Genomic DNA, 24578 nt, shown 5'->3' on the forward strand with positions numbered 1-24578 from the left:
ATCCTGTCCATCACCGCCACCCCCACCATCGCGCCCGCCGGTGCGGCGGGTGCCGCGGCGCCCGCAGGCGGCGGGGCGGCGGCGACACCGGGCCGGCAGTCCAGCCTGGGCAGCACCACCATCAACCAGCACATCACCGGCAGCGATCCCCACGCCATCGCCCGCGCTGCCCAGCGTGAGCAGGACCGGGCCATCCGCCAGGCCCGCGCCGGTGCCCTGCATGACATCGGAGCCTGGGCATGAGCGGATTGATGGCCATCGGCGCCGCAGTGCTCAAAGTGGTGGGGCTCAATCCCCAGCGCCTGGGCACCCGTTCGGAAACCCGCGTGCCGGCGGCGGCGACCTTTTCCGGCATGGATTTCCAGCTCACCGGCGCCGGGCCGAAGACCAGCCGCATCGAGTTCGCCACCTGGCCGGCCATGTTCGGCGGCATGGATGCCCTGGCCATCCTGAAGCTGATCCACCAGCAGCAGACCGTGGTGCCGCTGATCCGCCTCGGCGCCAATTATGCCGGCAGCCTGGAGGGGCTGGTAGTGGTGCAATTCCTCGACGTCGGCGAGGAGCGGTTTCATCCGCGCAGTGGCGTCGGTCGCATCGTCCATGGCGAGGCGGAACTGCTGCATGTGGGCAGCGCCACCTCATTGGCCGGCGGTGCTCTGGGCACCGGCCTGGGCGCCGCGGTGAACGCCCTGGGCGGCACCTCGGCCCTCGGTTCGGCGGTGGCGGTGGGCTCCACCGTGGCCGGCGCCCTGAGGTCGTTCCGATGACGCGCTATCTGGTCACCCGCGACATCCGCCTCGACCAATTGGTGGACGTGCTTATGGGCACCGCTGGCAACGGTGCGGTGGAGGCGGTGGTCACCGCCAATCCCGGCCTTGCCGCCTTGGGGCCGGTGATCCCGGCCGGCACGGCCATCGTGGTGCCGGAGCTTCCCGCCGCGGCGCCGTCCAGCGCTTATGTGCGGGCCTGGGAGTAGCGCATGGCCATCCGCACGCCCATCGTCATGGTGCAAGGCCCCAAGACCGCGAACCTGCTGTCGGTCTGGGGCGACACGCTGACCTCCGTGCGCATCCGCGACGCGGTGGGCCATGAGAGCGACACCTGCACGCTCACCTTCCGGGTGGCGCCGCCATTCCCCGCTATGCCTCCCAAGGGCACCCGCTACGCGGTGCAGATCGGCTGGGCGCAGGATGCCATGGCCCTGGCCGGCATCTACACCGTGCAGCGCACCGGCCTCACCGGCGACCCCGAAGGCGGCCACGCCATGAGCGTGGAATGCCGGGCGGCCGATCTGATCGACACCGCCAAATCCGTGGACAGCGGCCATTGGGACAAGGCGACGCTTGGGACAATCGTGTCTGACGTGGCCAAGGGGCTGGGCCTGCAGGTGGTGATCGATCCGGCGCTGAAGGCGATTGCCATTCCCTACCGCGCCCGCGTCCAGCAGGAGGCGTTGGATTTCCTCTCCGACCTGGCCGACGACTTCGGCGGCGCCATCAAGGTGGCCGGCGGCAAGCTGATGATGACCGAGCGCGGCGCCGGCCGCACCGCCTCCGGCGCGGCCTTGCCCACCCTCACCGTCGCCTATGACCCAGCCTATGACTTCGCCTTCGATTTCGAGCCGCGCGGGGCGTACCGCTCCAGTCAGGGCCGCTGGTACGACGAGGCGACCGGCACCTGGCAGGACGAGGACGACGAGAGTGACGCCGGCAAGGGCCGGCTGGCCCGTCCCCACCCCTGGCCCTCGAAGGACGAGGCACGCCATGGCGCCCGCGCAGCCGCGCGTGAGCGGGGCCGCCAGTCCGCCACTGGTCACGTCACCGTGGCGGGCGATCCCGCCGCCGTGGCCGGCTGCCCGGTGCAGGTCACCGGCTTCGGCCCCGATGCGGACGGCACCGCCTGGTGTGCCGAGAGCGTCGAGCACCACATCGAACCCGGCGCCGGCTGGGTCACCACTTTGACCCTGGAAACCAAGGAGGCCGCCAAGAGCAAGAGCGAGGACGACAGCGGCGACAGTGCGTCCGGCACCGGCACCATGGCCGGCGATCCGGAGGGCGGCACTGTTGCCTGAGGTGGGGCGGGGCGCGAGTGCCCCGAACGCGGGCCAGCCTGGCAGCAAAGCCCCGCGCGACCGAAGAAAGCGGAACGGTCCCCCAATGGGGCCGGTAACCCGCAAGGCCTTAACAAGTGGAGAACATCCGTTGTGGATCGTGCCGCGCGCTGCTGTTCCGCGCCGGCCGGGGTGCCATCTCCGGCACCATCGAAATCAAGTGCCGCCGCTGCGGCACCCTGAACGCCCTGAGGCCCCCCGAGCCCTCATCCGAGCGCCGCGAGCGTCCTTCCGAAAGGTTGCGCTCGCATGGCGAGGAAGCCCCATCATCCGCCCATCCCGGGCACCTATCAGCGTCCCTGGAGTGACGTTCCCCGCTACATCGAAGGGACCGAAGCCGTCGCCGGCTTCGGGACCCGCTGGTTCTATGTGGCGGTCATTCCCCGCGCGCTCGCCTGCGACATGGTGGTGCGCCACCATTATTCCGGGCGGATCGTCAACAACAGCTATGTGCACCTGGGCGTGTTCATCGACGGCCAGCTGCACGGCGTTCTGCAATTGGGCTATGCGCTCAATCCTGCCGCCATGGGCAAGGTGGTCGCGGGATCGAGTTCCACCGACTATCTGGAACTTAACCGCATGTGGCTGTCCGATGCGGCCCCGCGCAACAGCGAAAGCCGGGCCATTGCCTATGCGGTGCGCTACATCCGGGCAACGATGCCCCAGGTCAGCTGGCTGCAATCCTTCGCCGATGAGCGCTGCGGGGGATGGGGCGTGGTCTACCAAGCCGCCAACTTCCTGTATGTGGGCTCCCACCGCACCAGCTTCTATGAGCTGGACGGCACCTACTTCCACGAGATGCTGCTCACCGCGCACAAGAAGGGCGGCCGGGGCGATCACCTGCGCGCCAACCTTCACCGCGCGCATCGGTGCAGCTTCCGCCAGTTCCGCTACGTCTTCTTCCTGCGCAAGAGCTGGCGCAAACGCCTTCGCCTGCCACCGCAGCCCTATCCGAAGAGACCGCCAGACGCCCCTGATTCTGCCAGTGGACATGCCCTGGCGCTGCCCATTGAAACCGCCTTCCAAGCGCCTTCAACCGCCGCCCAAATCCACTGCTCAGTGGGTGACATATGATCCTGCGCGCGGTGACATTCGATTTTGCGCGCTACACCTGCCGTGGGTGACATCCGATTTTGCGCGACCGCCGGGTGCGCGCCCGCCCACGTGTGGCACACCGTGTCTTACGGGGTCGCATGACATGAGCCGGAGCTGCCGATGTCCGGCAAATGGTGTCCCGGAAGGGATTCGAACCCCTGACCTGCGGTTTAGGAAACCGCTGCTCTATCCTGCTGAGCTACCGGGACGCCGCCCCCCTCATAGCTCAAGGCACCGGTGGGGGAAAGACGGTGTAAGAAAGGGTGAACAGTGTTCCAGCGCCACACCGCTGGAGCGGAACGTCACGTTCCGGTAAGCTTGCATCTCCTACACAATTTGCGCGGCCCCGTGAGTGTCCGGCCCGCAGGCTTGGGATGATGATGCAGTCAGGCGCCCCCCGTGCTTCGGCCCTCGCACTGGCCCTGGCGATGCCTTTCGGCATCGCGCCGGTCCGAGCGGCGCCATGCTTGGCGGAGCGCGCCACCGCTGCAGCCCCGGCGCGCCCGGCGGCCCTCCCCCTGCGGCTGGAGAGCATCCGCAACGGCCGGCTGATCGCCGCATCCGGGGTTGAACTGGTGGCGAAAGGCATCGTCATTCCCACCCGGACGCAAACCGTCCCGGGCCTCGCCGATACCGCCCAGACCGCCGCCACCCGCAGCATCCGCGGCCGCCTTCTGTTCCCGGCTCCGGGCACGGAAACGGACCGCTACGGCGTCAGCCGGCTGCACGGCCGCCTGGACTCCCCGGATGGGCCGAGCCTGGCCGAAGCCCTACTCCAGAACGGCGCCGGCTATGCCGATCCCACCGCGTTGCCCGAATGCCGGCGCGAAGTGCTGGCGGCCGAAGGGACCGCCCGTCAGGCCCGCCGCGGCATCTGGGCGGTGGACGGGGCCCTGGCCCGGGCCGAGGCGGGTGATGCACTGCACGCCCGCGTCGGCACCTTTGCGGTGGTGGAAGGCCGGGTCAGCGGCGTGCGCAAGACCCGCGGCATCACCTACCTCTATTTTGCCCCACCGGGGCATCGCGCGCTGATCGTGACGGTGCCGACGGAACTGGATGCCACAATTTTGCGCTATGGCCCTGATCCCGCCATGTTGCGCGGCACTTTGATACGGGTGCGCGGTGTGGTGCGGGAGGATGGCGGGCCGGTGATCGCGGTGCGTCTGCCCGGTCAGATGGACGCGGTGGAGGAGAGGACCAGGTGAGCGGGCGCAGCCTTGCGGGATCGGCCATGACGCCGCATGAGCGGAAAGGTGCCCCCGTGCGCCAGCCGCTGCGCGCGCGCCACGCCGCCGGCCGCATGCGCCGCGCCGTGCGCTGCAGCATCACCCTGATCGCCATCGCCGGCCTGCTGACCGGCTGCGGCAGCGTCGATCTCGACCGCAGCAACATCCCCCTCACCCGCGCCTCGCTATCCACTTCGGATACCGCCGACATGACCCCGGCGCAGCGGCGGGAGCACGAGCGCCTGGTGGCCAGCTATGGCGGCGCCTATGACGATCCCCAGCTCAAGGCGCTGATCCAGCAGGTGGTGGAGCGCCTGGTGGCAGCCTCCGAGCGGCCGGACCTGAGATATCGCGTCACCGTGCTCAATTCCCCGGCCATCAATGCCTTTGCGCTGCCGGACGGCTCGCTCTATGTCACCCGCGGGCTGCTCTCGCTGGCCAATGACACGTCCGAACTGTCCTCGGTCCTGTCCCATGAGATGGCCCATGTGATCGCCCGCCATGCCTCCATCCGCGAGGATCAGGTGAAGCAGGCGGTGCTGGTGAGCCGGGTCATCTCCGATGTGGTCAATGACCCCAACATGGGGGCGCTGGCCATGCAGAAGAGCCGCCAGACGCTGGCCACCTTCTCCCGCGGCCAGGAATTGGAAGCGGACGCCATCGGCGTCGGCATCGCCGCGCGGGCGGGCTTTGACCCCTATGGCGCCTCGCGCTTCCTCACCGACATGGGCAAGCAGGCCAATCTGCGCACCACCGCCTTCGGCGGCGCCCCTTCCACCACGCCGGACATGGACTTCCTGTCCTCCCATCCCGCGACGCCCGAGCGCATCTCCATCGCCATCGCCAATGCCCGCGAATATGCGGCACCGGGCAATGGCGAGCGGGACAAGGCGGCTTATCTCTCGGCCATCGACGGCATGGTCTATGGCGACGATCCCAAGGAAGGCTTCGTGCGGGGGCGGAACTTCTTCCATCCCAAGCTCGGCTTCACCTTCACCGCGCCGGACGGCTTCTCGCTGGAAAACACCTCGCAGGCGGTGCTGGGCGCCACCCCGTCCGGCTCCGAAGCGCTGCGGCTGGATGCGGTGCGGGTGCCGGGCGACCAGTCGCTGGGGCAGTATCTCGCCTCCGGCTGGATTGACGGGGTCGAGGTCAATTCGGTGGAAACCCTGAGCGTGAACGGATTTTCCGCAGCCACCGCGGTGGCGCGGGGCGAGCAATGGTCGTTCCGCATGTTCGCCATCCGCTTCGGCTCGGACGTCTACCGCCTGATCTTCGCCGCCCGCACCCTGACCCCCGACCTGGACAAGCAGTTCCGGGCGGCGGCGGAGACCTTCCGCCGGGTGGCCACCAACGAGGCGGAAACCGTCAAGCCGCTGCGCATCCGCATCGTCGCCGTGGGCCTCGGCGACAATGTGGAGAAGATGGCGGCGAAAATGCAGGTGCCGGACCGCCCCATGGAGCGGTTCCTGATCCTCAACGGCCTCGATCGCGACGCCAAGCTGCACTATGGCGACAAGGTCAAGATCGTCACCGAATAGGCGATGCGGCGGGTTTTGCCGCCAGGCCGAAGCCGGCTGCGATCAAAATCCGGCGAAAACAGGTCGAATCCGGCTACGCAGGTGCCGGAACCCTTGCGGATGAGCGGATTTTCCACTAGGTAACCGGCGTTCCTGGCTGCTCATTCCCTCGCGGGAGCCGCCTGGGCGGGCCGATGGTGCGGGATACGTACTATCGACGCACCGGAGGTTGCCCGCCCTGGTTTTCGCGCGTATCGGCCGCGGGACATCCTCATCTTGCATCGTTCCGCACGGCCTTCGCGCCGGCCCGCTGGCTTTTGCCGGCGGCGGCTTGGGTGTCTCCCAGGCCATCCGTGCGGTTCGGGCGTCTCAACACCAGACGCCGGCGCCAGACATTCGGAGACTAGATGTCCGCCGTAGAAACCACGCGTGAAGATTTCGCCTCGTTGCTCGAAGAGAGCTTCGGCCGCGCCGACCTCATGGAAGGCGCCGTCGTCAAGGGCATTGTGGTCGCGATCGAAAAGGATCTGGCGATCATTGATATCGGTCTGAAGACCGAGGGCCGTGTCGCCCTGCGCGAGTTCGCAGGTCCCGGCCGCGATACCCCCATCCAGGTTGGCGACGAGGTCGAGGTCTATCTCGAGCGCGTCGAGAATGCCATGGGCGAAGCCGTTCTCTCGCGCGACAAGGCGCGCCGCGAAGAGAGCTGGGTCAAGCTCGAGAAGGCGTTCACCGCCAATGAGAAGGTCACGGGCGTGATCTTCAACCAGGTGAAGGGCGGCTTCACCGTCGATCTAGACGGCGCCGTGGCCTTCCTGCCGCGTTCTCAGGTGGACATCCGCCCGATCCGCGACGTGGGCCCGCTGATGCACAACCAGCAGCCGTTCCAGATCCTCAAGATGGATCGCCGCCGCGGCAACATCGTCGTTTCCCGCCGCACCGTGCTGGAAGAGACCCGCGCCGAGCAGCGCCACGAACTGGTCCAGAACCTCGAAGAGGGTCAGGCCATCGAGGGCGTGGTCAAGAACATCACCGATTACGGTGCGTTCGTTGACCTGGGCGGCATCGACGGCCTGCTGCATGTCACCGACATCGCATGGCGCCGCGTGAACCACCCCACCGAAGTGCTGAACATCGGCCAGACGGTGAAGGTGAAGATCATCAAGATCAACCACGAGACGCACCGCATCTCGCTGGGCATGAAGCAGCTCCTCGGCGATCCGTGGGAGGGCATCGAAGCCAAGTATCCGGTGGAGGCCCGCTTCAAGGGTCGCGTCACCAACATCACCGACTACGGCGCGTTTGTGGAACTGGAGCCGGGCATCGAAGGCCTGATCCACGTTTCGGAAATGTCCTGGACCAAGAAGAACGTTCACCCCGGCAAGATCGTCTCGACCTCGCAGGAAGTGGAAGTTCAGGTGCTCGAGGTGGATCCCGCCAAGCGCCGCATTTCTCTGGGCCTCAAGCAGACCCTGCAGAATCCGTGGGAAGCCTTCGGCGAGAAGTATGCCCCCGGCGCGGTCGTGGAAGGCGAAGTCAAGAACAAGACCGAGTTCGGTCTGTTCCTCGGCCTCGACGGCGATGTGGACGGCATGGTGCATCTGTCCGACCTGGACTGGAATCGTCCCGGCGAGCAGGTCATCGACGAGTTCCGCAAGGGTGACATGGTGAAGGCGGTTGTTCTCGACGTGGACGTCGAGAAGGAGCGCATTTCGCTCGGCATCAAGCAGCTGGCCGGCGATCCCTTCGCCGACGCGGGCGAAGTGAAGAAGGGCGCCATCGTCACGTGCGAAGTCACGGACGTGAAGGACGGCGGCATCGAGGTCAAGCTCACGGGCACCGACCTCTCGGCCTTCATCAAGCGCTCCGAATTGGCCCGCGAGCGGAACGACCAGCGCCCCGAGCGCTTCTCCGTTGGCGAGAAGCTGGACGCCCGCGTCACTTTGTTCGACCGCAAGGCGCGCAAGGTGCAGGTGTCCATCAAGGCGCTCGAGATCGCCGAAGAGAAGGAAGCCGTGGCAGCTTACGGGTCGCAGGATAGCGGCGCGTCGCTGGGCGACATCCTGGGCGCCGCCCTCAAGCAGCGCACCTCTGGCGATGCGGCCGAACCGGCGGTGGAAACCGCTGACAAGGAAGACTGAGACCGCGCCTCACCGCACGGTTCGAAGACAGGAAGGCCGGCGCCCAGCGCCGGCCTTTTTTGTTGTTTTGCAGCAGTCCGCCCTCAATGATGGGCGGGGACCGGCGGTCGACACCATCCGATCTTACCCCCCTCAAAGCCCAATCGGCGCAGCAGGCCGTGCGATTGCGTGGCAGCGCTTGCCAAGCGGTCCGCGCAAGGCTTTAGTGCGCGCCCGCACCGTGTGGCCGGAGAGTTCTAGATGTCGCTCGATGTGGACCAGATCGTAGATCGCCGTCGTCTGCGCCGGAAGCTCAGCTTTTGGCGTACCGTAGGCGTGCTGGCGGTGGTCGGCGCCGTGGCCATCGGCAGTTACGTGATGTTCGGGCGCGAACATGGCCCGTCGACGCCCCATGTGGCCCGGGTGGTCATCGGCGGCATCATCCGCAATGACCGCGAGCGGGTGCAAATGCTCGACGATATTGCCAAGTCCCGCGCCACCGCAGTGATCTTGTCCATCGACAGCCCCGGCGGCACGGTCACCGGGGCGGAACAGCTCTATGACGCCCTGCGCCGTCTGGCGGAGAAGAAGCCCGTGGTCGCGGTGGTGGATGGCATGGCCGCCTCCGGTGCCTATATCGCGGCCATCGGCGCGGACCATATCGTGGCGCGTCGCAACGCCATGGTGGGCTCCATCGGAGTCATATTCCAATTTCCCAACGTCACCGACCTCCTCGGCAAGATCGGCGTGACGGTGGAGGACATCAAATCGTCGCCGCTGAAGGCGGTGCCCAATGGCTACCAGCCCACCAGCCCGGAAGCGCGCGCCGCCATCAACTCCCTGGTGGTGGACAGCTATGACTGGTTCAAGGGGTTGGTGAGCGAGCGGCGCAAGCTGTCCGACGCACGCCTGCTGGAGGTCTCCGACGGTCGCGTCTTCACCGGCCACCAGGGACTTGCCTTGCAGTTGGTGGACGAGATCGGCGACGAGCGTGCCGCCCGGGCTTGGCTGGCGCGGGAGAAGGGCATTCCGGAAACCCTGCGGGTGCGCACCTGGCACGCCAAGGGCGCCGGCACGGAATTCAGCTGGCTGAAGGGCCTCGGCGCGCAGATTGCGGCGGCCAGCGGCTTTGGAACCCTGGCCACCCTGCTGTCCGAGGCGACGGAGACCGCCTGGGAGCGCGCTCGGCTTGACGGCCTATTGGCCCTCTGGCAGGCTCCCGCGCAGAATTGAAGGGGTATTGAATGACCGTCGCCGGTCTCATGTCTCCTTGCCGCTGCGCCGTGGGCGCGCGACCGTTAGAGAGCCAGATTTCGGAGCGGTCGGGAAGAGAGACGGAGCGGTCATGATCAAATCCGAGCTGGTTCAGAAAATCGCCGAAGCCAACCCGCATCTCTACCAGCGGGATGTGGAAAATATCGTCAATGCCATCCTCGACCAGATCGTCGAAGCATTGGCGCAGGGCGACCGGGTGGAACTGCGGGGCTTCGGCGCCTTCTCGGTGAAGCAGCGCGATGCCCGCACCGGCCGCAACCCGCGCACCGGCAAGCAGGTGGACGTCTCCAGCAAGAGCGTGCCCTATTTCAAGACCGGCAAGGAGATGCGCGAGCGTCTCAACGGCGAGGCGTGAGAATCCTTTGGGTCGTTTCCTTTCCATCCTCCTCGGCGTTCCCGCCTCGATCCTGATCGTGGCGCTGGCGGTGGCCAACCGCCGCCCGGTGACGCTCTCGCTGGATCCCTTCAGCCCCGAGGCTCCGGCCCTGGCGGTGACCGTGCCTTTGTTCGCGGTGATCCTCGGCGCGGTGATTCTGGGCCTGGTCATTGGCGGTCTCGTCACCTGGATGCGCCAGGGCCGCTACCGCCGCGAGGCGCGCCGCCTCCGCCGCGGACGCGAGCGGACCGACGAAACCTATGCGCCGCAGCGCGCCACGGGCACAGCGCTCTCGGCCCCCATCCGGCGCTGAGCGCCGGGTTCGGCGGTGCCCCCCGTCTCAGCGGGGCTCGTCTCAGCGGAGCTGTTGGTCTCAGCGGGGCTGTGCGGGCGCCCTCGTCGGCGGGGTGCTCACATGCGCCCCGATCAGTGACCGGGGCCGCGCACCACGTTCAAGCGTTCCCGCTCCTGGTCGAGGCGCTCGATGATGAGTTTCGCCACCAGCGTGAACAATGCCACCGCTGCCAGAACCGTGGCGGCGGCAAAGGCTCCGGCCACCTGACTGTCCTGATAGAGCAGTTCGATCTGCAGCGGCAGGGTCGAGGTGCGGCCGCGAATGTTGCCGGACACGATGGAGACGGCGCCGAACTCACCCATCACCCGCGCATTGCACAGAGCAGCGCCATACAGCAGCGCGAACCGCACATTGGGCAGCGTCACCGTGCGCAGGATGCGCCAGCCGGATGCGCCCAGCGTCACCGCTGCCTCCTCTTCCTCCCGCCCCTGCGCCATCATCAGCGGCACGATCTCACGGGCTACGAACGGCGCGGTGACGAACAGGCTGGCCAGAATGATCGCCGGCACGGCGAACATGATCTTGATGTCATAGGCTTCCAGCAGCGGCCCCAGCAGCCCCTGGGCGCCGTAGACGAACAGATAGGCGACGCCAGCCACGATGGGCGAGATGGAGAAGGGCAGTTCGATCAGCGCCAACAGCACGCCGCGACCGGGAAAGCTGAACTTGGCCACCGCCCAGGCGGCGGCAATGCCAAATGCCACATTGACCGGCACGCAGATCAGGGCCGCCAGCAAGGTCAGTCCCATGGCGTGCACCGTGTCGGGCTGGGTGAGGCTGCTGAAATATACGCCCAGCCCCCGCTTCAGTGCCTCGCTGAAGATGGCGGCAAGGGGCGCCAGCAGCACCACCGCGGTCACTGACAACACCAGAGCCAGAAGGATGATGCGGGTGGCGCGGCCATCGCCGACCCGGCGGCGGATGGGGGCATCGGACATGCTCAATCCTCCCGGATGGTGCGGCGCTGATGCCAGGACTGGATGCCGTTCACCGTCAGCAGCATCAGGAAGGCGATGCCCAGCATGGTGGCGGCGATGGCGGCGGCGGCGGGATAGTCATATTCTTCCAGCCGGATGAAGGCGAGCAGGGCCACGATCTCGGTGCGGAACGGCTGGTTGCCGGCGATGAATACCACCGCCCCGAACTCGCCCAGGGACCGGGCGAAGGCCAGCGAGCATCCGGCCAGGAAGGCCGGGAACAGCGCCGGCAGGATCACCGTAAAGAAGATCCGCAGGTCGGAGGCGCCGAGCGTCGCCGCGGCCTCCTCCACATCCGCCGCCAGATCCTCCAGCACCGGCTGCACCGTGCGCACCACGAACGGGATGGAGGTGAAGGCCATGGCGCAGGCAATGCCGGCGGGGGCATAGGCCACCTGGATGCCCCATTGCGCCAGGGGCGCCCCATACCAGCCATTCTTGGCGAACAAGGCGGTCAAGGCGAGGCCCGCCACCGCCGTGGGCAAAGCGAACGGAACATCCACCAGGGCATCCAGGAGGCGCTTGCCAGGAAACTCATAGCGCACCAGCACCCAGGCCAGCGCAAGCCCGTAGACCGCGTTGAAAGCGGTGGCCACCGCCGCCGTGGTGAAGGTCACCTGGAATGAAGCGAGCGTGCGGGGCGACGTGATGATGGCAATGTAGCGTGCCAGCCCCACATCGCCGGCCTTCAGCAGCAGCGCTGCCACCGGCAGCAGCACGATGAGGCACAAATAGGTCAGTGTGAGGCCCAGCGAGAGGCGGAAGCCCGGGATGACGCGGGACATGAACGGGCCTTCTGACGGATAAGCGAGCGAAAAGGTACGCCCGACTTATGCCGACCCCGGGCGCATTTGTCATGTGCTCACGGCGATCGCGTTCTTACCCACGTCCACAATGTAAAAAGGCCCCCGCAGGGGCCTTTGGATATCGCTGAGGCTGAGGCCGATCAGTAGCCCGGCAGATACCAGCGATCCGGCAGCGGGTAACGGCCCGGAACGATGCCGCTCTGGCCAGCGCCATAGGTGGGAAAGCTGTATTCCGCCGGCAGCGCGTAATCCAGATAGGACTTGGAGCCCGGCTTCACCGTGGTGCCCGCATCCAGCGGCGAGCGCTTGGTGATTTCGATGCGGGTCTTCGCCTTGGGCTTGGCGGGCTTCGGCGCAGGCGTCGCAGCGGTGGTGGTGGCAGCAGCGGGCGCCGTCTGGCCGCTCGTAGCGGTCTGCGCCTGTGCGGACGCCGCGAACGTCAACGCAGCGGCGAGAATGAAAAGCGGCGCGACACGCATAAAAGCCTCCAGCACGGTACGGAACCGTCTCGCTCCCGATTACGGCACTCGCCCAGTGTAAGCAAGAAACCCCTGATCGTCGAGGCAAGTTCCCGCGTCGGATCAGCGCCCTGCGTGGCGAGCGGGCAACAGTGGGCTCTCACCTTGCGCAAGCCGGCCCGCCACACCACATTGCAAACCTGCGCTGTATTTCATAAAAGCGCGTGTTTCCGGCGCGCGGCGCCGGCACAGCCATTCAAGGGACTGTCATGGGTTACAAGGTCGCCATTGTCGGCGCCACGGGTAACGTGGGCCGGGAGATCCTCTCGATCCTCGACGAGCGGGGCTTTCCCGCGGACGAGGTCGTGGCACTTGCATCGCGCCGTTCGGTCGGCGTGGAAGTGTCTTTTGGCGACAAGACCCTGAAAATCAAAAACCTGGAGACGTACGATTTCTCCGACACCGACATCTGCCTGATGTCGGCCGGCGGCGCCGTGTCGAAGGAATGGTCGCCCAAGATCGCGGCCCAGGGCTGCGTGGTGATCGACAATTCCTCGCAATGGCGCACCGATCCCGACGTGCCGCTGATCGTGCCGGAAGTGAATGCCGACGCCATCGTCGGCTTCAAGAAGAAGAACATCATCGCCAACCCGAACTGCTCCACGGCGCAATTGGTGGTGGCCCTCAAGCCGCTGCACGATGCCGCCAGGATCAAGCGGGTGGTGGTCGCCACCTATCAGTCCGTCTCCGGCGCCGGCAAGGACGCCATGGACGAGCTGTTCTCCCAGACCCGCGCGGTGTTCGTGTCGGATCCGGTGGAACCCAAGAAGTTCCCCAAGCGCATCGCCTTCAACCTCATCCCCCAGATCGATACGTTCATGGAGGACGGGTACACGAAGGAAGAGTGGAAGATGGTGGTCGAGACCAAGAAGATTCTCGATCCCAAGATCAAGCTCACCGCCACCTGCGTGCGGGTGCCGGTGTTCATCTCCCATTCGGAAGCGGTGAACGTGGAGTTCGAGGAGCCCTTGTCCGCGGAACAGGCGCGCAAGATCCTGCGGGCGGCGCCGGGCATCCTGGTGGTCGATACCCGCGAGACCGGCGGCTACACCACCCCGCATGAAGCGGCGGGGGAAGACGCCACCTACATCTCGCGCCTGCGCGATGACCCGACCGTGGACAACGGCATCTCCTTCTGGTGCGTGTCCGACAACCTGCGCAAGGGCGCGGCGCTGAACGCGGTGCAGATCGCCGAAGTGCTGATCAACCGCAAGCTGATCACCTCCCGCCGCAAGGCGGCCTGATCGGCCTTCGGCCCACCCTTATGAACTGAAGACGGCCCTCGCGAGAGGGCCGTTTTCGTATGTGCGTCGGGTTTGGCGGCCCCTTACGTCCCGGCCGCCAGCATGGAGCCGGTCTCCCGCGCCCGGGCATGCCAGGAGAAGGCCTCCTCGATGAGATGCGGCGTGTGCCCGCCGCGGGTGAGCGCCCGGTCGAAATAGTCTGTCAGCGCATCGCGATAGAGCGGATGGACGCAATTGGCGATGATCTGCCGCGCCCGCTCCCGCGGCGCCAGTTCGCGCAGGTCCGCAAGGCCGACCTCGGTGATCAGAACGTCCACGTCATGCTCGGTGTGGTCCACATGGGACACCATGGGCACCACGCTGGACAGGGCGCCGCCCTTGGCGATGGACTTGGTGACGAACACCGACACATAGCCGTTGCGGGCAAAGTCCCCCGAGCCGCCGATGCCGTTCATCATGTGGGTGCCGCCCACATGGGTGGAATTGACGTTGCCGTAAATGTCGAATTCCAGCGCGGTGTTGATCGCGATGATGCCCAGGCGCCGAATGATCTCCGGATGGTTGGAAATCTCCTGCGGCCGCAGGATCAGCCGCGGCTTGTAGCGGGCGATGTCCGGGATCACCGCGTCGTATTTCGCCTTTGAGAGCGTGATGGATGAGCCGGAGGCGAAATTGAGCTTGCCGGCGTCGAACAGGTCGAAAGTGGAGTCCTGCAGCACCTCGGAATACATGGTCAGGTCATAGAACGGGCTGTCGATGAAGCCGTGCATGACCGCATTGGCGATGGTGCCGATGCCCGCCTGCAGCGGCTGCAGCCGGTCGGTGAGCCGCCCCAGCCGCACTTCGCGCTTGAGGAACTCCATGAGATGGCCGGCAATGGCGCCGGTTTCCGGGTCCGGCGGCAGCACCGTTGAGGCCGAATCGAGCTTCGTGGTCACCACGATGGCGGCGATCTTCTCCGGCGGGATGGGGATGAAGGGCAGGCCCACCCGGCTTTCCGGCGTCACCACCGGGATCGGCTCCCGGAACGGCCGGCGGGTGGGGATGTAGATGTCGTGCAGGCCCTCCAGTTCCAGCGGCTGGGAGAGGTTGATCTCCACGATCACCTTCTCCGCCAGGATGGCGAAGGTGGCGCTGTTGCCCACGGAGGTGGTGGGGATGATGCCGCCCTGGGCGGTGATGGCCACCGCCTCGATCACCGCCACATCGATGGGACCCAACTGGTGGGTGCGCAGATGTTCCACGGTCTCGGACAGATGCTGGTCCACGAACATCACCTCCCCCGCATTGATCGCCTTGCGCAAAGCGGGGTCGGACTGGAACGGGATCCGGCGGGACAGCACATGGGCCTCGGCCAATTGCTTGTCGAGGTCATTGCCCAGCGAGGCGCCGGTGATGAGGGTGATCTTGAACGGTTCCCGCTTGGCCCGCTCCGCCAGCGCCCGCGGCACCGCCTTGGCCTCGCCGGCACGGGTGAAGCCGCTCATGCCGACGATCATCCCGTCCCGGATGTGGCTGGCGGCCTCCTCGGCGGAGACGACTTTATCGGCGAGGGAGGAGAGGCGGATACGATCCAGGGGCATTGCGGTGTCCAGCGTTCGGGCGTCAGGCGCGGAAGCCACCACATGCGCGCGTGAAGCGCGAGCCAGGACTTATCCTTAGGCCGTCGGTCTAGGCGGCCGGCTGCAGCCGACGGATTAAGGCCGGCTTCCGCCACAGTGTGGAGAACAGGGCGCAGCCTTGTGGCGAAAAAACGGCTTTACTTCAAACTGGTCGCGGTTCCACGTTTCTATAATATTTATTTACTTTGCTGGATTCATTTTTAGAGCGGTACCATAGCGCCAAGACGGTATTATAAGGGTTGTAAAACGGTCTAAATGTACCATTTTTCGCGTTATGCGTGTATTTTTAGCGGTCAACTCAACCCTACCTTTTCCTCCCTGAGGGCCTTGTTGCGTTGTCGCAACACTATTTTCAGCCGACATTTGCTAAATCAATGCCATCGGGGGCTGGCATTGAAGGTTACGAACATGAAGCGTCTTTTGATCACTTCCGCGATTGCTCTGGCGATTGCGGCTCCCGCATCGGCGGCGGATCTGTCGGCCCGTTATCCGGTCAAGGCAGCCGTCGTCCCGATCGTTCCCGTGTTCTCCTGGACCGGCTTCTATATCGGCGCCAACGCCGGCTTCGGCGGCGACAAGTATGAGTACACCTTCGCCAGCGTGCCGAACCCGGGCAACAATGGCAGCCAGTCGGTGAACTCCAGCGGCTTCTTCGCCGGTGGCCAGGCCGGCTACAACTACCAGTTCGGCAACAATGTCGTGCTCGGCGTCGAGACCGACATCCAGTGGTCCGGCATCGAAGGCAACAGCACCACCACCACCCTGGGCAGCGCCACCAGCCTGAAGTCCTCGCTGGACTATTTCGGCACGGTGCGTGCCCGCGCCGGTTATGCCTTTGATCGGTTCCTGCCCTATGTCACCGGCGGTTTCGCCTATGGCGAGAGCAAGTCCAGCATCAGCAACGGCCTGTCCACCGCTGAAGGCTCGGGCGTGAAGACCGGCTGGACCATCGGTGCCGGCGCGGAATATGCCTTCGCCAACAACTGGACGTTCAAGACCGAATATCTCTACGTCGATCTCGACAACAGCACCTACGGCAGCGCCCTCACCGGCACCTCTGTGAACGTGGACAACAAGTTCCACACCGTGAAGGCCGGCATCAACTACAAGTTCTGATGCCCCTGAGCGCGCGCGGCCGCTCGGCTCTGCCGAGAGAAGCGGCTGCGCGCGCCCGACGACGACACCAGAACCGGAACACCTTTTCCGGCCTGCGTCCCGTACGCAGGCCGGCTTTCATGTGACGGGCTCCCGGACCTACGCCCAGATCGCCACCGGCAAGCCGTGCTTGTCGGTTTCAGGCGGGTCGGGAAACGCCTCGGCGGTGCCTCGGGCAATGCGCAGCGCCGTCCAGGCGCAGGCGCAGGCATCCACCAGATCATCCAGCCCCACGCGAAGCCTTCGGGCCTGAGCCGGCGTCAGAGACGCAACCGGCATCCCTTGCGCCGCCAATAGCGCGATGCGCAGCGCCATCCCCTCCGGGGACGGCGTGGATTTCACCTTCTTCGGCAGAGCCAGAGGCTTGCGGCCGTTCATGGCCCAGAAGCTGACCTCCGGATGGCATTCCGCCAGCGGCAATCCTGGCCGTGACCGCAGCAGCGCGTCCGCCTCCAGGATCTTGGGGAAGATGTTGAAGGCCTGCTTGGAAATGGCCCGCGGCGGTTCCGAGGTGGCGCGGGCAATCCGGCAGGCGGCCTGGTAGCGGGTAGCGTCATCACCATCTGCATCGCCCCCGGCCTCCACCGCCGCCCGCGACGGCACCGAGAACACGCTGGATTGCCGCATCCCCAGCAAGGGCCGCACCAGCCGCTCCGGCGCCCGCCCCCGTGGCCCGGCCATCTCGGGCAAGCCGATGGGCATGTCGACCGCCGCCTGCAGCCACGCTGTCGGCCCCGCGAACACCGCGGTGAGGTTGCCATACCGCTCCAGCACGAGTCCGGAGCCGCCATCCCAGCGCGCCCCCACCCAGCCGCCGGGGCACCCGTCCAGGCCGATCACCTCACGCACCAGATCCATGCTCCGCCCTCTTTGCCGCTCTGCGGTAAAACAGTGGCAGCGATGTTTTCGGCCCGCTACCTTGGAGTTCGATCTGCGCAGTCGGCCCTGCGGTTTGCAGGACCGGTGCGCCCATGTTTCAGGGGGAGCTGAGCCATCATGAGCATCCGACCGCGCCGCAGTGTGCTGTACATGCCCGGATCCAATGCCCGCGCGCTGGAAAAGGCCCGGTCCCTGCCGTGCGACGGCCTGATCCTCGACCTGGAAGATGCCGTAGCGCCCGATGCCAAGATTGAGGCGCGCACGCGCGTGGCGGAGGCGGTGCGGGCCGGTGGCTTCGGACCGCGCGAAGTGGTGATCCGGGTCAACGGCCTGGATACGGTGTGGGGCCATGACGATCTCACCGCAGCCATCGCTGCCGCCCCTGATGCGATCCTGATTCCCAAGGTCCAGGACCCGGAGCAGTTGCTCCTGGTGGGGCGCCGGCTGGAGGCGCTGGGCGCCCCCGCCCATATCAAGGTCTGGGCGATGATCGAGACGCCGCTGGCGATCCTCGACATCAAGGCGGTGGCCCAAGCCGCCCGCGATCCCCTCACCCGGCTCGCGGTGTTCGTTCTGGGCACCAATGATCTGGCCAAGGAGACCCGCGCGGCCCTTGTTCCCGGCCGGGCGCCCATGATGGGCTGGCTGATGACCGTCCTCGCCGCCGGCCACGCCTTCGGCATCGACGTGCTGGATGGGGTGTGGAACCAGTTTCAGGACCAGGACGGCTTCCAGGCCGAATGTGCCCAAGGCGTGGACATGGGGATGGACGGCAAGACCCTGATCCATCCCAGCCAGATCGAGCCGTGCAACACCGCCTTCAGCCCGCCGGAAGCGGAGGTGACCCGCGCCCGCGCCATCATCTCGCTGTTCGACCAGCCGGAGAACGCCGGCAAGGGCGTCCTACAGCTGGACGGACGCATGGTGGAACGCATGCATGCGGATATGGCCCGGCGCACGGTCGCTTTGGCCGATGCCATTGCCGGGAGAGCCTGACGCATGGCCCTCTCCATCGTGATGCTGGCCTATCCGCAGATGACCCAGCTCGATCTCACGGCCCCGTTCGAAGTCTTCGCCCGCCTGCCGGGCGCCAAGGTGGATCTGGTGTGGAAGACGCCGGGGCCGATCACCGATTCGTCCGGCCTGCGACTGCTGCCCAGCGCCACCTTCGCCGACGTCTCGGTCTGCGACGTGCTGTTCGTGCCCGGCGGGCCGGGCCAGCTGGCGCTGATGGAGGACGCGGAGACCCTGGCCTTTCTGAAGGACATGGCCAGCCGGGCGCAATATGTGACCTCCGTGTGCACCGGCTCGCTGGTGCTGGCGGCGGCCGGTCTGCTCACCGGTTATCGCGCCACATGCCACTGGCTCTCCCTGGAGCAACTGGCGCTGTTCGGTGTGGAGCCGGTGCCCGAGCGCGTGGTGGTGGATCGCAACCGCATCACCGGGGCGGGCGTCACGTCGGGCATCGACTTCGCCTTGCAGATGGCGGAGATCATCGCCGGCGGTGACGAGGCCCGCAGGATCGGCCTCAGCATCGAATATGACCCGGCGCCGCCGTTCGAGCCGTTGAGAGACACGGATCCGGCGCTGGTGGCTGCCGTCCGCGAGCGCACTGCGGCCTTTCAGCAGCGCCGCGCCGAAGTGGCCCGTGACGTGGCGGCCCAGATGGGCATTGTCGCCTGGCGCGCACGCCCGTCCGCACCTCTGCGCCAGGGGCAACCCGATCCGACGTCCCCAGAAGGGCCTCAAATGAAACTCTACCGCTATCTCACCGGGCCAGACGATGCGGCGTTCTGCAAGCGCGTCTCGGCGGCCCTCAACAAGGGCTGGCAGCTTCACGGCGCCCCGACCCTGACCTTCGATCCCGTGAAGGGCCGGGTGATCTGCGGCCAGGCGATCGTCAAGGATGCCGCCGGAGACTGGTCGGACGACGTGGTGCTCTCGGACCATTAGCGGAGCGCCCGGTCCACTGGCCCGGCCGGACCAAGGCCCCCATGCCGTTCGGATGGCCGCACCATCCGAACGGCATGTGCCTTAAGCGGCCGGCTGCGGCAGGGCGGCCGCGTCTTCGGAGCCCGGCATCAGGACGATGGACACGTCCACCTCGTCCCCCGCATCGGCAAATTCGCGGATGACGGCGGCGCTGATGCCGGCCGCGGCGACGCGGGCCTGGGCCACGGTCCATTGCGAATCAAAGCCGAGGTGCAGGTCCACCATCATCTTGCCGCCGTGCTGTCGGGTGCGAATGTCGCCCAGTTCCTCAAAATCATCGAAATGGCTGGCCAGCGCCCGCAGGATGCGCATCTGGCCGGCCTCGCCGATGGCCTGGTCCAGCAGCGAGCCGATGGAGTTGGTCATCATCTCGAAGATGTTGAACACCATCAGGCCGATGACCAGGAAGGACGCCAGCGGATCCAGATAGGACACCCAATGGATGTGCTCGAAGGACGAGGTGATGATGGTCACCACGAACACCGACCCGCTGGAGACCGCGGAAATGAAGTGCACCCGCGCTTGCGCGGCGACCACCGGGGAGTGCGTCTGCTCGGAGACGCGCTTCGCCCGGCGGTTGAGGAAGACATTCCCGACCACCGCCACCGCCGTCACCGCCAGGCCAAGGCCGGCGCCGCTGACCGGCTCGGGATGGAGCAGCCCCTCGATGGCCCGCATGCCGGCGACGATCACCAGCACCACCTGCAGGACGGCGATCATCAGTTCCGCCAGATTTTCCAACTTGCCGAGGCCGTAGGCATATTTGCCGCGCTCGCGCCCATGAGCGATGCGCAAGACCAGCCAGCAGGTGGTGAGCGAGGTCAGGTCGAACGAGGTGGCCAGGAGATCGGTCAACACCGCGGCCGAATTGGTCATGGTGGCGGCAAGAATATAAAACGGGAACAGGCAGGCAACGAACACCATCGCCTGAAACGACAATTTTTGACTGGCAGACCCCGACACGCGCACGCTCCTCCTGCATTCTCTGGCAAAAGGACCGTGGCGCGCGGGTCAGGTCAAGCGCCCCGTGCGGGATGAGGACGGCGGGTGGCGCTTTTCCTCTGTTGCGCCGCACCTGAAGGCTCTGCAAACATGGCGGAACAGGGGGATCGGCATGACCAAGACCAACACCGGCAATTTTTTCGAGGACTTCGCTCTGGGCCAGGTGATCCGGCACGCCACGCCGCGCACCCTTACCACCGGCGACGTGGCGCTCTATAGCGCCCTCTACGGCACCCGCTTTGCCGTGCAGTCCGCCGACACCTTCGCCGAGGCCATTGGCTATCCCCGCGCCCCGGTGGACGATTTGCTGGTGTTCCATGTGGTGTTCGGCAAGACGGTGCCGGACATCTCGCTGAATGCGGTCGCCAATCTCGGTTATGCGGGGGGGCGGTTCCTGGCGCCGGTGTATCCGGGCGATACCCTGACCGCGGTGTCCGAGGTGATTGGCCTGCGGGAAAATTCCAACGGCCAGAGCGGCGTCGTCTATGTGCGCTCCACCGGTTTCAATCAGGACGGCACCGAGGTGGTGGACTATGTGCGCTGGGTGATGGTGCGCAAGCGCGACCCCAACGCCGTGGTGGCGGAGACCCACATTCCGACCCTGCCCGCCGCCTTGGCGGCCGATGCGCTGGGCGACGCGGTGCCGCCGCTGGATGGGGACGCCTGGCGCTTCGACCTGTCCGGAAGCCCCTATCGCTTCGCGGACTATGAGGTGGGCGAGCGCATCGACCATGTGGACGGAACCACCGTCGAAGAGGCGGAGCATATGACCGCCACCCGTCTCTATCAGAACACGGCCAAGGTGCATTTCAACCAATATACCGAAGGCCAGGGCCGCTTCGGACGTCGCCTGATCTATGGTGGGCACGTCATCTCCATCGCCCGCGCTCTGTCCTTCAACGGCCTGTCCAATGCCTTCCATGTGGCCGGCATCAACGGCGGGCGCCATGTGGCCCCCTTGTTTGCCGGCCAGACGGTGTTCGCCTGGAGCGAGATCCTCGACGTCCAGGAGATTTCCGGACGCGACGATGTGGGCGCCCTGCGCCTGCGCACCATTGCCACCAAGGACCAGCCCTGCGCCGAATTGCCCCTGAAGACCGGCGATGAGTATGACCCCGGCGTGATCCTGGATCTGGACTATTGGGTGCTGATTCCGCGCTGATCCCGCGCCCGCCGTTCAATCCGGCGATGTGCCGCTGAGGCCTGAAAGACCTGCGCCAGACGTGAATCCCCGAACCGGCCCCGCCTGATCGACGGGCCGGGCAGGTCTGGCGCGCGCATGCGCTTCCTGCATGCCGTCCAAGCCGCAAGGGGACCTGCGCCGCCCGGTGGCATCGGCTGACCTTGCGCCAGGGGCCACACATACCCCAACGTTAACCCATTGATACCGTTACGTATTCCCCTGCGTGAGGACTTGCGCGGCGCGCCGATGCCTGCTCATCTGGGGCTCGTTGTATTTTGCATCTGGCATACCAAACGCAAATTTACCTCTCAGGAGACCCTCACGGGAGCCCTGCACGGCCCGAACGCCACGGGCCCGTACGACACGCAGCAACCGCAGTCCCACGTCACGTCGAAGACCACTTCCCAAACCCCTCTTCGAAGGCGGACGGGTTCTCAAGGCCACCCAAGATGGCCGCCTTCATGGAAACGCACGAGGTTAGACATGCAACAAGCCGCTTCCCTGGCCAGCAATAGGCAGCGCTGGGTCCAATTGACCTGTGGTGTCGTCTGTATGGCGATGATCGCGAACCTCCAGTATGGCTGGACGCTGTTCGTGGATCCCATCGAGGCCAAGCACCAGTGGGGCCGCGCGGCCATCCAGCTGGCCTTCACCCTGTTCGTGCTCACCGAAACATGGCTTGTGCCGGTCGAGGCCTGGTTCGTGGACCGCTACGGCCCGCGCGTGGTGCTGATGTTCGGCGCCGTCATGATCGCCGCAGCCTGGTCGCTCAATTCCATCGCCACATCCCTGCCGATGCTCTATGCCGCTGCCGTGGTCGCCGGCATCGGTGCGGGTGCGGTCTACGGCACCTGCGTCGGCAATGCGCTGAAGTGGTTCCCGCACAACCGCGGCCTGGCCGCCGGTATCACCGCCGCTGGATTCGGCGCCGGCGCGGCCGTCACCGTGGTGCCGATCGCCCATATGATCGCGTCCCAGGGCTACGAAGCCGCGTTTCTCACCTTCGGCATCGGCCAGGGCGTCATCGTCTTCGTGCTCTCCTTCCTGGTCCGCAAGCCGCCGGGCGACATGCCGGCCCCCAAGAAGCTGTCCAGCCTGCCACAGAGCAAGATCAACTATCCGCCCCGCGCCACGCTCTCCAAGCCGGTGTTCTGGCTGCTGTATGCCATGTTCGTCATGGTAGCCTCCGGCGGCTTGATGGCCGCCGCGCAGATCGGCCCCATCGCCCACGACTTCAAGGTGGCCGACGTTCCGGTCAGCCTGCTGGGCGTGCAGATGGCGGCGCTGACCTTCGCCATCTCCCTGGACCGGATCTTCGACGGCTGCGGCCGCCCGCTGTTCGGCTGGGTCTCGGACACTATCGGCCGCGAGAACACCATGTTCATCGCCTTCACGGTTGCCGCTGGCTCGCTGCTGATGCTGGTCTACCAGGGTCAGAACCCAATCGTGTTCGTGCTGTTCACGGCCTTGTTCTTCGGGGTGTTCGGCGAGATTTACTCCCTGTTCCCCGCCACCTGCGGTGATACCTTCGGCTCCAAGTTCGCCGCCACCAACGCGGGCATGCTCTACACCGCCAAGGGCACCGCTGCGCTGCTGGTGCCGGCGGCGAGCGTCGTCGCGGTCCACTTCGGTTGGTCCGCCGTGTTCGCCATCGCCATGTGCCTCAACCTGACCGCGGCGTTCCTCGCCATATTCGTGCTGAAGCCCATGCGGGCCCGCTTCATCGCCCGGGCGGCAGAAGAAGCGGCCACCACCTCGGCGCCGGTCTGGACTGGCAGCCAAGCCACCCACTAAGGCGTGCGGGACGAGGCACCGCTTCGATCGAAGCGCCTCAAATAACAAGAGACCGTGCCCGACACTCCATCGGATACGGTCCCTTTGTGTCAGGCATCCCCGTCATCAAGACGCCGAATGTCGGTCGCCATCGAATCACCGCTGTACCGATTGCTCGGCCGCCGCAGCCCCACGGACCCGCAGGGGCGACGGCACCGGGAATGGCACCGTCGTGGGGGCGGCAGAGGGGGCTGCCTTGGACGCCGCAGCGGCAGGAACCGCCGGCGCCAGGGAATAGCGCGAGAAGAAGGCCCAGGATTCCGCGCCCGCATCAATGTCGCGATTGCGCAAGCCGAGGAACGGCGTCGCCAGCTCTGCGGTGGTCTTCACCCGTGCGGGCGACTGATGGCCCCCGCGCTCGATCCGGTAGAGCGCCACTTCACCCACGCCCTCGCACCGCGACCAGCGGCGAACCGAAACCGTCGTGCCGTCGAAACGATCCAGGTCCGGCAATTGCTGCACCGTTGCCTCGCCGCAGCCATCCAAGGCGGCGAACAATTCGGCACTGTCAGGCGCGGACAGGGTTGCGCCCATGGGGGTCCAGAACCCGTCCCAGGCAATGACCGCATCGGCGGTGCCGTGAATGAACATGATCGGGACTGGGCGGCTGGGGCGGCACTGCTCGCGGTAATTGGCCGGCGCCGTGGCCATGATGACCGAATAGGCCGCATAGAGCTCCGCATGTTCGCAGGCCATGCGCTCCACCATGAAGCCGCCGTTGGAAATGCCCATGAGATAGATGCGATTGGGATCGGCGATCCCCTCGGCCACCAGGTCCCGGGTCAGAGCAAGCAGGAAGGCCACGTCATCGCCCGGCGTCAGCACCGCCTTGAGGCGCATGGCTGCGGGGCGGCCGTCGTTCCATACCCGGCCGATACCCTGGGGATAGACGGTGGTGAAGCGCATCTTGGCGGCGGTCTCTTCGAGCCCCAGATAACCGCGAAAGCCCTCGGAGCTTTCCCCGGCACCATGCAGCGCGATCACCACCGGCTGTGGGCCGACCGCCCCGTCAGGCTGGGATAGAAGGTAAGTGCGCTGCTCGCGCCCCACGGTAAGGCTGCGCTCGCTCGCATCCTGAGCCATGGCCGGCGTGCCAAAGAGGCCGGCGATGGCCAAAGCCCACACGACAAGGCCCATCCGACGGCGGCCGGCGTCCACACAACCCATGATGATCTGTCCCCGGCGACCCGGCACGCTCGGGCCCACCCCGAAAATCGAATCGCCAACCGTACCGCCCGCCCGATGGCTATCATTTCTGTCGGCACAGAGAGCCCACGTAAAGCGGCAGAC

At 66.3% G+C, this 24578-nt stretch carries 24 protein-coding genes and 1 tRNA gene; 17 read left to right on the plus strand and 8 right to left on the minus strand.

The window, feature by feature from the left end; genetic code table 11:
- The 5 genes from AAG816_RS08685 to AAG816_RS08705 form a co-directional block, all read left to right on the plus strand.
- Positions 1-243: hypothetical protein (locus AAG816_RS08685; protein WP_341989208.1), on the plus strand; the 243-nt coding region annotated here is incomplete at its 5' end.
- Complete coding sequence (locus AAG816_RS08690; protein WP_341989209.1) at positions 240-767, plus strand: hypothetical protein; 528 nt, start codon at positions 240-242, stop codon at positions 765-767. The genes AAG816_RS08685 and AAG816_RS08690, both read left to right, overlap by 4 nt.
- Positions 764-976, plus strand: coding sequence for a tail protein X (locus AAG816_RS08695; protein ID WP_341989210.1), 213 nt, complete (start codon positions 764-766; stop codon positions 974-976). The genes AAG816_RS08690 and AAG816_RS08695 overlap by 4 nt, the downstream gene beginning before the upstream one ends.
- A 3-nt stretch (positions 977-979) precedes the next feature.
- Positions 980-2071, plus strand: a complete 1092-nt coding sequence (locus tag AAG816_RS08700) for a hypothetical protein (protein WP_341989211.1) — start codon at positions 980-982, stop codon at positions 2069-2071.
- Between the two features lie 288 nt (positions 2072-2359).
- Positions 2360-3184, plus strand: a complete 825-nt coding sequence (locus tag AAG816_RS08705) for a hypothetical protein (RefSeq protein ID WP_341989212.1) — start codon at positions 2360-2362, stop codon at positions 3182-3184.
- Between the two features lie 153 nt (positions 3185-3337).
- Here the strand turns inward: AAG816_RS08705 and AAG816_RS08710 are convergent.
- A tRNA-Arg gene (locus tag AAG816_RS08710) sits at positions 3338-3414 on the minus strand.
- 258 nt (positions 3415-3672) lie between these two features.
- On the opposite strand from AAG816_RS08710, the gene AAG816_RS08715 reads away from it, so the two are divergent.
- The 6 genes from AAG816_RS08715 to AAG816_RS08740 all read left to right on the plus strand — a co-directional run bounded on the left by AAG816_RS08715 (position 3673) and on the right by AAG816_RS08740 (position 10035).
- Positions 3673-4410 carry a hypothetical protein gene (locus tag AAG816_RS08715; protein WP_341989213.1) on the plus strand — a complete coding sequence of 246 codons (738 nt, stop codon included), beginning with the start codon at positions 3673-3675 and terminating at the stop codon, positions 4408-4410.
- A gap of 95 nt (positions 4411-4505) precedes the next feature.
- Positions 4506-5972 (plus strand): M48 family metalloprotease, encoded by a 1467-nt coding sequence (locus AAG816_RS08720; RefSeq protein ID WP_341989321.1) that lies wholly within the window; start codon positions 4506-4508, stop codon positions 5970-5972.
- A 386-nt stretch (positions 5973-6358) separates the two neighbouring features.
- Positions 6359-8092: a 30S ribosomal protein S1 gene (gene rpsA / locus AAG816_RS08725; protein WP_341989214.1), complete on the plus strand. Its 1734-nt coding sequence runs from the start codon at positions 6359-6361 to the stop codon at positions 8090-8092.
- A 240-nt stretch (positions 8093-8332) separates the two neighbouring features.
- A complete protein-coding gene (sppA, locus tag AAG816_RS08730) occupies positions 8333-9304 on the plus strand; it encodes a signal peptide peptidase SppA (RefSeq protein WP_341989215.1) in 972 nt (323 codons plus the stop codon).
- Positions 9305-9416: 112 nt separating this feature from the next.
- Entirely contained in the window at positions 9417-9701 is a 285-nt protein-coding gene (ihfB, locus tag AAG816_RS08735) for an integration host factor subunit beta (protein ID WP_341989216.1), read from the plus strand.
- Positions 9702-9708: 7 nt separating this feature from the next.
- Complete coding sequence (locus tag AAG816_RS08740; RefSeq protein ID WP_341989217.1) at positions 9709-10035, plus strand: lipopolysaccharide assembly protein LapA domain-containing protein; 327 nt, start codon at positions 9709-9711, stop codon at positions 10033-10035.
- A 113-nt stretch (positions 10036-10148) separates the two neighbouring features.
- Here the strand turns inward: AAG816_RS08740 and cysW are convergent, their stop codons facing one another.
- From cysW to AAG816_RS08755, 3 genes are all read right to left on the minus strand, one after another.
- A complete protein-coding gene (cysW, locus tag AAG816_RS08745; RefSeq protein ID WP_341989218.1) occupies positions 10149-11015 on the minus strand; it encodes a sulfate ABC transporter permease subunit CysW in 867 nt (288 codons plus the stop codon).
- Positions 11016-11017: 2 nt separating this feature from the next.
- Complete coding sequence (gene cysT / locus AAG816_RS08750; protein WP_341989219.1) at positions 11018-11839, minus strand: sulfate ABC transporter permease subunit CysT; 822 nt, start codon at positions 11837-11839, stop codon at positions 11018-11020.
- 161 nt (positions 11840-12000) lie between these two features.
- Positions 12001-12339, minus strand: a complete 339-nt coding sequence (locus tag AAG816_RS08755; RefSeq protein ID WP_341989220.1) for a hypothetical protein — start codon at positions 12337-12339, stop codon at positions 12001-12003.
- 248 nt (positions 12340-12587) lie between these two features.
- On the opposite strand from AAG816_RS08755, the gene AAG816_RS08760 reads away from it, so the two are divergent.
- Complete coding sequence (locus tag AAG816_RS08760) at positions 12588-13622, plus strand: aspartate-semialdehyde dehydrogenase (protein WP_341989221.1); 1035 nt, start codon at positions 12588-12590, stop codon at positions 13620-13622.
- 83 nt (positions 13623-13705) lie between these two features.
- Here the strand turns inward: AAG816_RS08760 and AAG816_RS08765 are convergent, their stop codons facing one another.
- Entirely contained in the window at positions 13706-15205 is a 1500-nt protein-coding gene (locus AAG816_RS08765) for an acetyl-CoA hydrolase/transferase family protein (protein WP_341989222.1), read from the minus strand.
- A gap of 447 nt (positions 15206-15652) precedes the next feature.
- Between AAG816_RS08765 and AAG816_RS08770 the strand changes: the two genes are divergently transcribed.
- A complete protein-coding gene (locus AAG816_RS08770; RefSeq protein WP_341989223.1) occupies positions 15653-16360 on the plus strand; it encodes an outer membrane protein in 708 nt (235 codons plus the stop codon).
- A gap of 138 nt (positions 16361-16498) precedes the next feature.
- Here AAG816_RS08770 and AAG816_RS08775 read toward each other — a convergent pair whose 3' ends face one another.
- A complete protein-coding gene (locus tag AAG816_RS08775) occupies positions 16499-17257 on the minus strand; it encodes a DUF429 domain-containing protein (RefSeq protein WP_341989224.1) in 759 nt (252 codons plus the stop codon).
- Between the two features lie 138 nt (positions 17258-17395).
- Here AAG816_RS08775 and AAG816_RS08780 point away from each other — a divergent pair, with 138 nt between their 5' ends.
- On the plus strand, positions 17396-18274 hold the full coding sequence (locus tag AAG816_RS08780) for a CoA ester lyase (protein WP_341989226.1): 879 nt from the start codon (positions 17396-17398) through the stop codon (positions 18272-18274).
- 3 nt (positions 18275-18277) lie between these two features.
- Positions 18278-19231, plus strand: coding sequence for a DJ-1/PfpI family protein (locus AAG816_RS08785; RefSeq protein ID WP_341989227.1), 954 nt, complete (start codon positions 18278-18280; stop codon positions 19229-19231).
- 81 nt (positions 19232-19312) lie between these two features.
- Here AAG816_RS08785 and AAG816_RS08790 read toward each other — a convergent pair whose 3' ends face one another.
- Complete coding sequence (locus AAG816_RS08790; RefSeq protein WP_341989228.1) at positions 19313-20233, minus strand: cation diffusion facilitator family transporter; 921 nt, start codon at positions 20231-20233, stop codon at positions 19313-19315.
- Positions 20234-20384: 151 nt separating this feature from the next.
- Between AAG816_RS08790 and AAG816_RS08795 the strand changes: the two genes are divergently transcribed.
- Both AAG816_RS08795 and oxlT read left to right on the plus strand, forming a co-directional pair.
- Positions 20385-21434, plus strand: a complete 1050-nt coding sequence (locus AAG816_RS08795) for a MaoC family dehydratase (protein WP_341989229.1) — start codon at positions 20385-20387, stop codon at positions 21432-21434.
- A 504-nt stretch (positions 21435-21938) separates the two neighbouring features.
- Positions 21939-23249 carry an oxalate/formate MFS antiporter gene (oxlT, locus tag AAG816_RS08800; protein ID WP_341989230.1) on the plus strand — a complete coding sequence of 437 codons (1311 nt, stop codon included), beginning with the start codon at positions 21939-21941 and terminating at the stop codon, positions 23247-23249.
- Positions 23250-23384: 135 nt separating this feature from the next.
- Here oxlT and AAG816_RS08805 read toward each other — a convergent pair whose 3' ends face one another.
- The gene (locus tag AAG816_RS08805; RefSeq protein ID WP_341989231.1) at positions 23385-24455 is read right to left on the minus strand and encodes a PHB depolymerase family esterase; all 1071 of its coding nucleotides are present in this window, start codon (positions 24453-24455) and stop codon (positions 23385-23387) included.
- Positions 24456-24578: the final 123 nt, after the last annotated feature.

The sequence above is a fragment of the Azorhizobium sp. AG788 genome (genome assembly GCF_943371865.1).
In the GTDB taxonomy this organism is placed as follows: Bacteria; Pseudomonadota; Alphaproteobacteria; order Rhizobiales; family Xanthobacteraceae; genus Azorhizobium.

What these genes read in the sequence shown, in the direction of transcription:
- AAG816_RS08775 (WP_341989224.1), bottom strand. Translation starts at nt 17,257, where the DNA reads ATGGATCTGGTGCGTGAGGTGATCGGCCTGGACGGGTGCCCCGGCGGC.
- cysW (WP_341989218.1), bottom strand. Translation starts at nt 11,015, where the DNA reads ATGTCCGATGCCCCCATCCGCCGCCGGGTCGGCGATGGCCGCGCCACC.
- AAG816_RS08720 (WP_341989321.1), top strand. Translation starts at nt 4,506, where the DNA reads ATGCGCCGCGCCGTGCGCTGCAGCATCACCCTGATCGCCATCGCCGGC.
- rpsA (WP_341989214.1), top strand. Translation starts at nt 6,359, where the DNA reads ATGTCCGCCGTAGAAACCACGCGTGAAGATTTCGCCTCGTTGCTCGAA.
- AAG816_RS08780 (WP_341989226.1), top strand. Translation starts at nt 17,396, where the DNA reads ATGAGCATCCGACCGCGCCGCAGTGTGCTGTACATGCCCGGATCCAAT.
- cysT (WP_341989219.1), bottom strand. Translation starts at nt 11,839, where the DNA reads ATGTCCCGCGTCATCCCGGGCTTCCGCCTCTCGCTGGGCCTCACACTG.
- ihfB (WP_341989216.1), top strand. Translation starts at nt 9,417, where the DNA reads ATGATCAAATCCGAGCTGGTTCAGAAAATCGCCGAAGCCAACCCGCAT.
- AAG816_RS08785 (WP_341989227.1), top strand. Translation starts at nt 18,278, where the DNA reads ATGGCCCTCTCCATCGTGATGCTGGCCTATCCGCAGATGACCCAGCTC.
- AAG816_RS08770 (WP_341989223.1), top strand. Translation starts at nt 15,653, where the DNA reads ATGAAGCGTCTTTTGATCACTTCCGCGATTGCTCTGGCGATTGCGGCT.
- AAG816_RS08695 (WP_341989210.1), top strand. Translation starts at nt 764, where the DNA reads ATGACGCGCTATCTGGTCACCCGCGACATCCGCCTCGACCAATTGGTG.
- AAG816_RS08700 (WP_341989211.1), top strand. Translation starts at nt 980, where the DNA reads ATGGCCATCCGCACGCCCATCGTCATGGTGCAAGGCCCCAAGACCGCG.
- AAG816_RS08705 (WP_341989212.1), top strand. Translation starts at nt 2,360, where the DNA reads ATGGCGAGGAAGCCCCATCATCCGCCCATCCCGGGCACCTATCAGCGT.
- AAG816_RS08755 (WP_341989220.1), bottom strand. Translation starts at nt 12,339, where the DNA reads ATGCGTGTCGCGCCGCTTTTCATTCTCGCCGCTGCGTTGACGTTCGCG.
- oxlT (WP_341989230.1), top strand. Translation starts at nt 21,939, where the DNA reads ATGCAACAAGCCGCTTCCCTGGCCAGCAATAGGCAGCGCTGGGTCCAA.
- AAG816_RS08805 (WP_341989231.1), bottom strand. Translation starts at nt 24,455, where the DNA reads ATGGGTTGTGTGGACGCCGGCCGCCGTCGGATGGGCCTTGTCGTGTGG.
- AAG816_RS08760 (WP_341989221.1), top strand. Translation starts at nt 12,588, where the DNA reads ATGGGTTACAAGGTCGCCATTGTCGGCGCCACGGGTAACGTGGGCCGG.
- AAG816_RS08690 (WP_341989209.1), top strand. Translation starts at nt 240, where the DNA reads ATGAGCGGATTGATGGCCATCGGCGCCGCAGTGCTCAAAGTGGTGGGG.
- AAG816_RS08765 (WP_341989222.1), bottom strand. Translation starts at nt 15,205, where the DNA reads ATGCCCCTGGATCGTATCCGCCTCTCCTCCCTCGCCGATAAAGTCGTC.
- sppA (WP_341989215.1), top strand. Translation starts at nt 8,333, where the DNA reads ATGTCGCTCGATGTGGACCAGATCGTAGATCGCCGTCGTCTGCGCCGG.
- AAG816_RS08795 (WP_341989229.1), top strand. Translation starts at nt 20,385, where the DNA reads ATGACCAAGACCAACACCGGCAATTTTTTCGAGGACTTCGCTCTGGGC.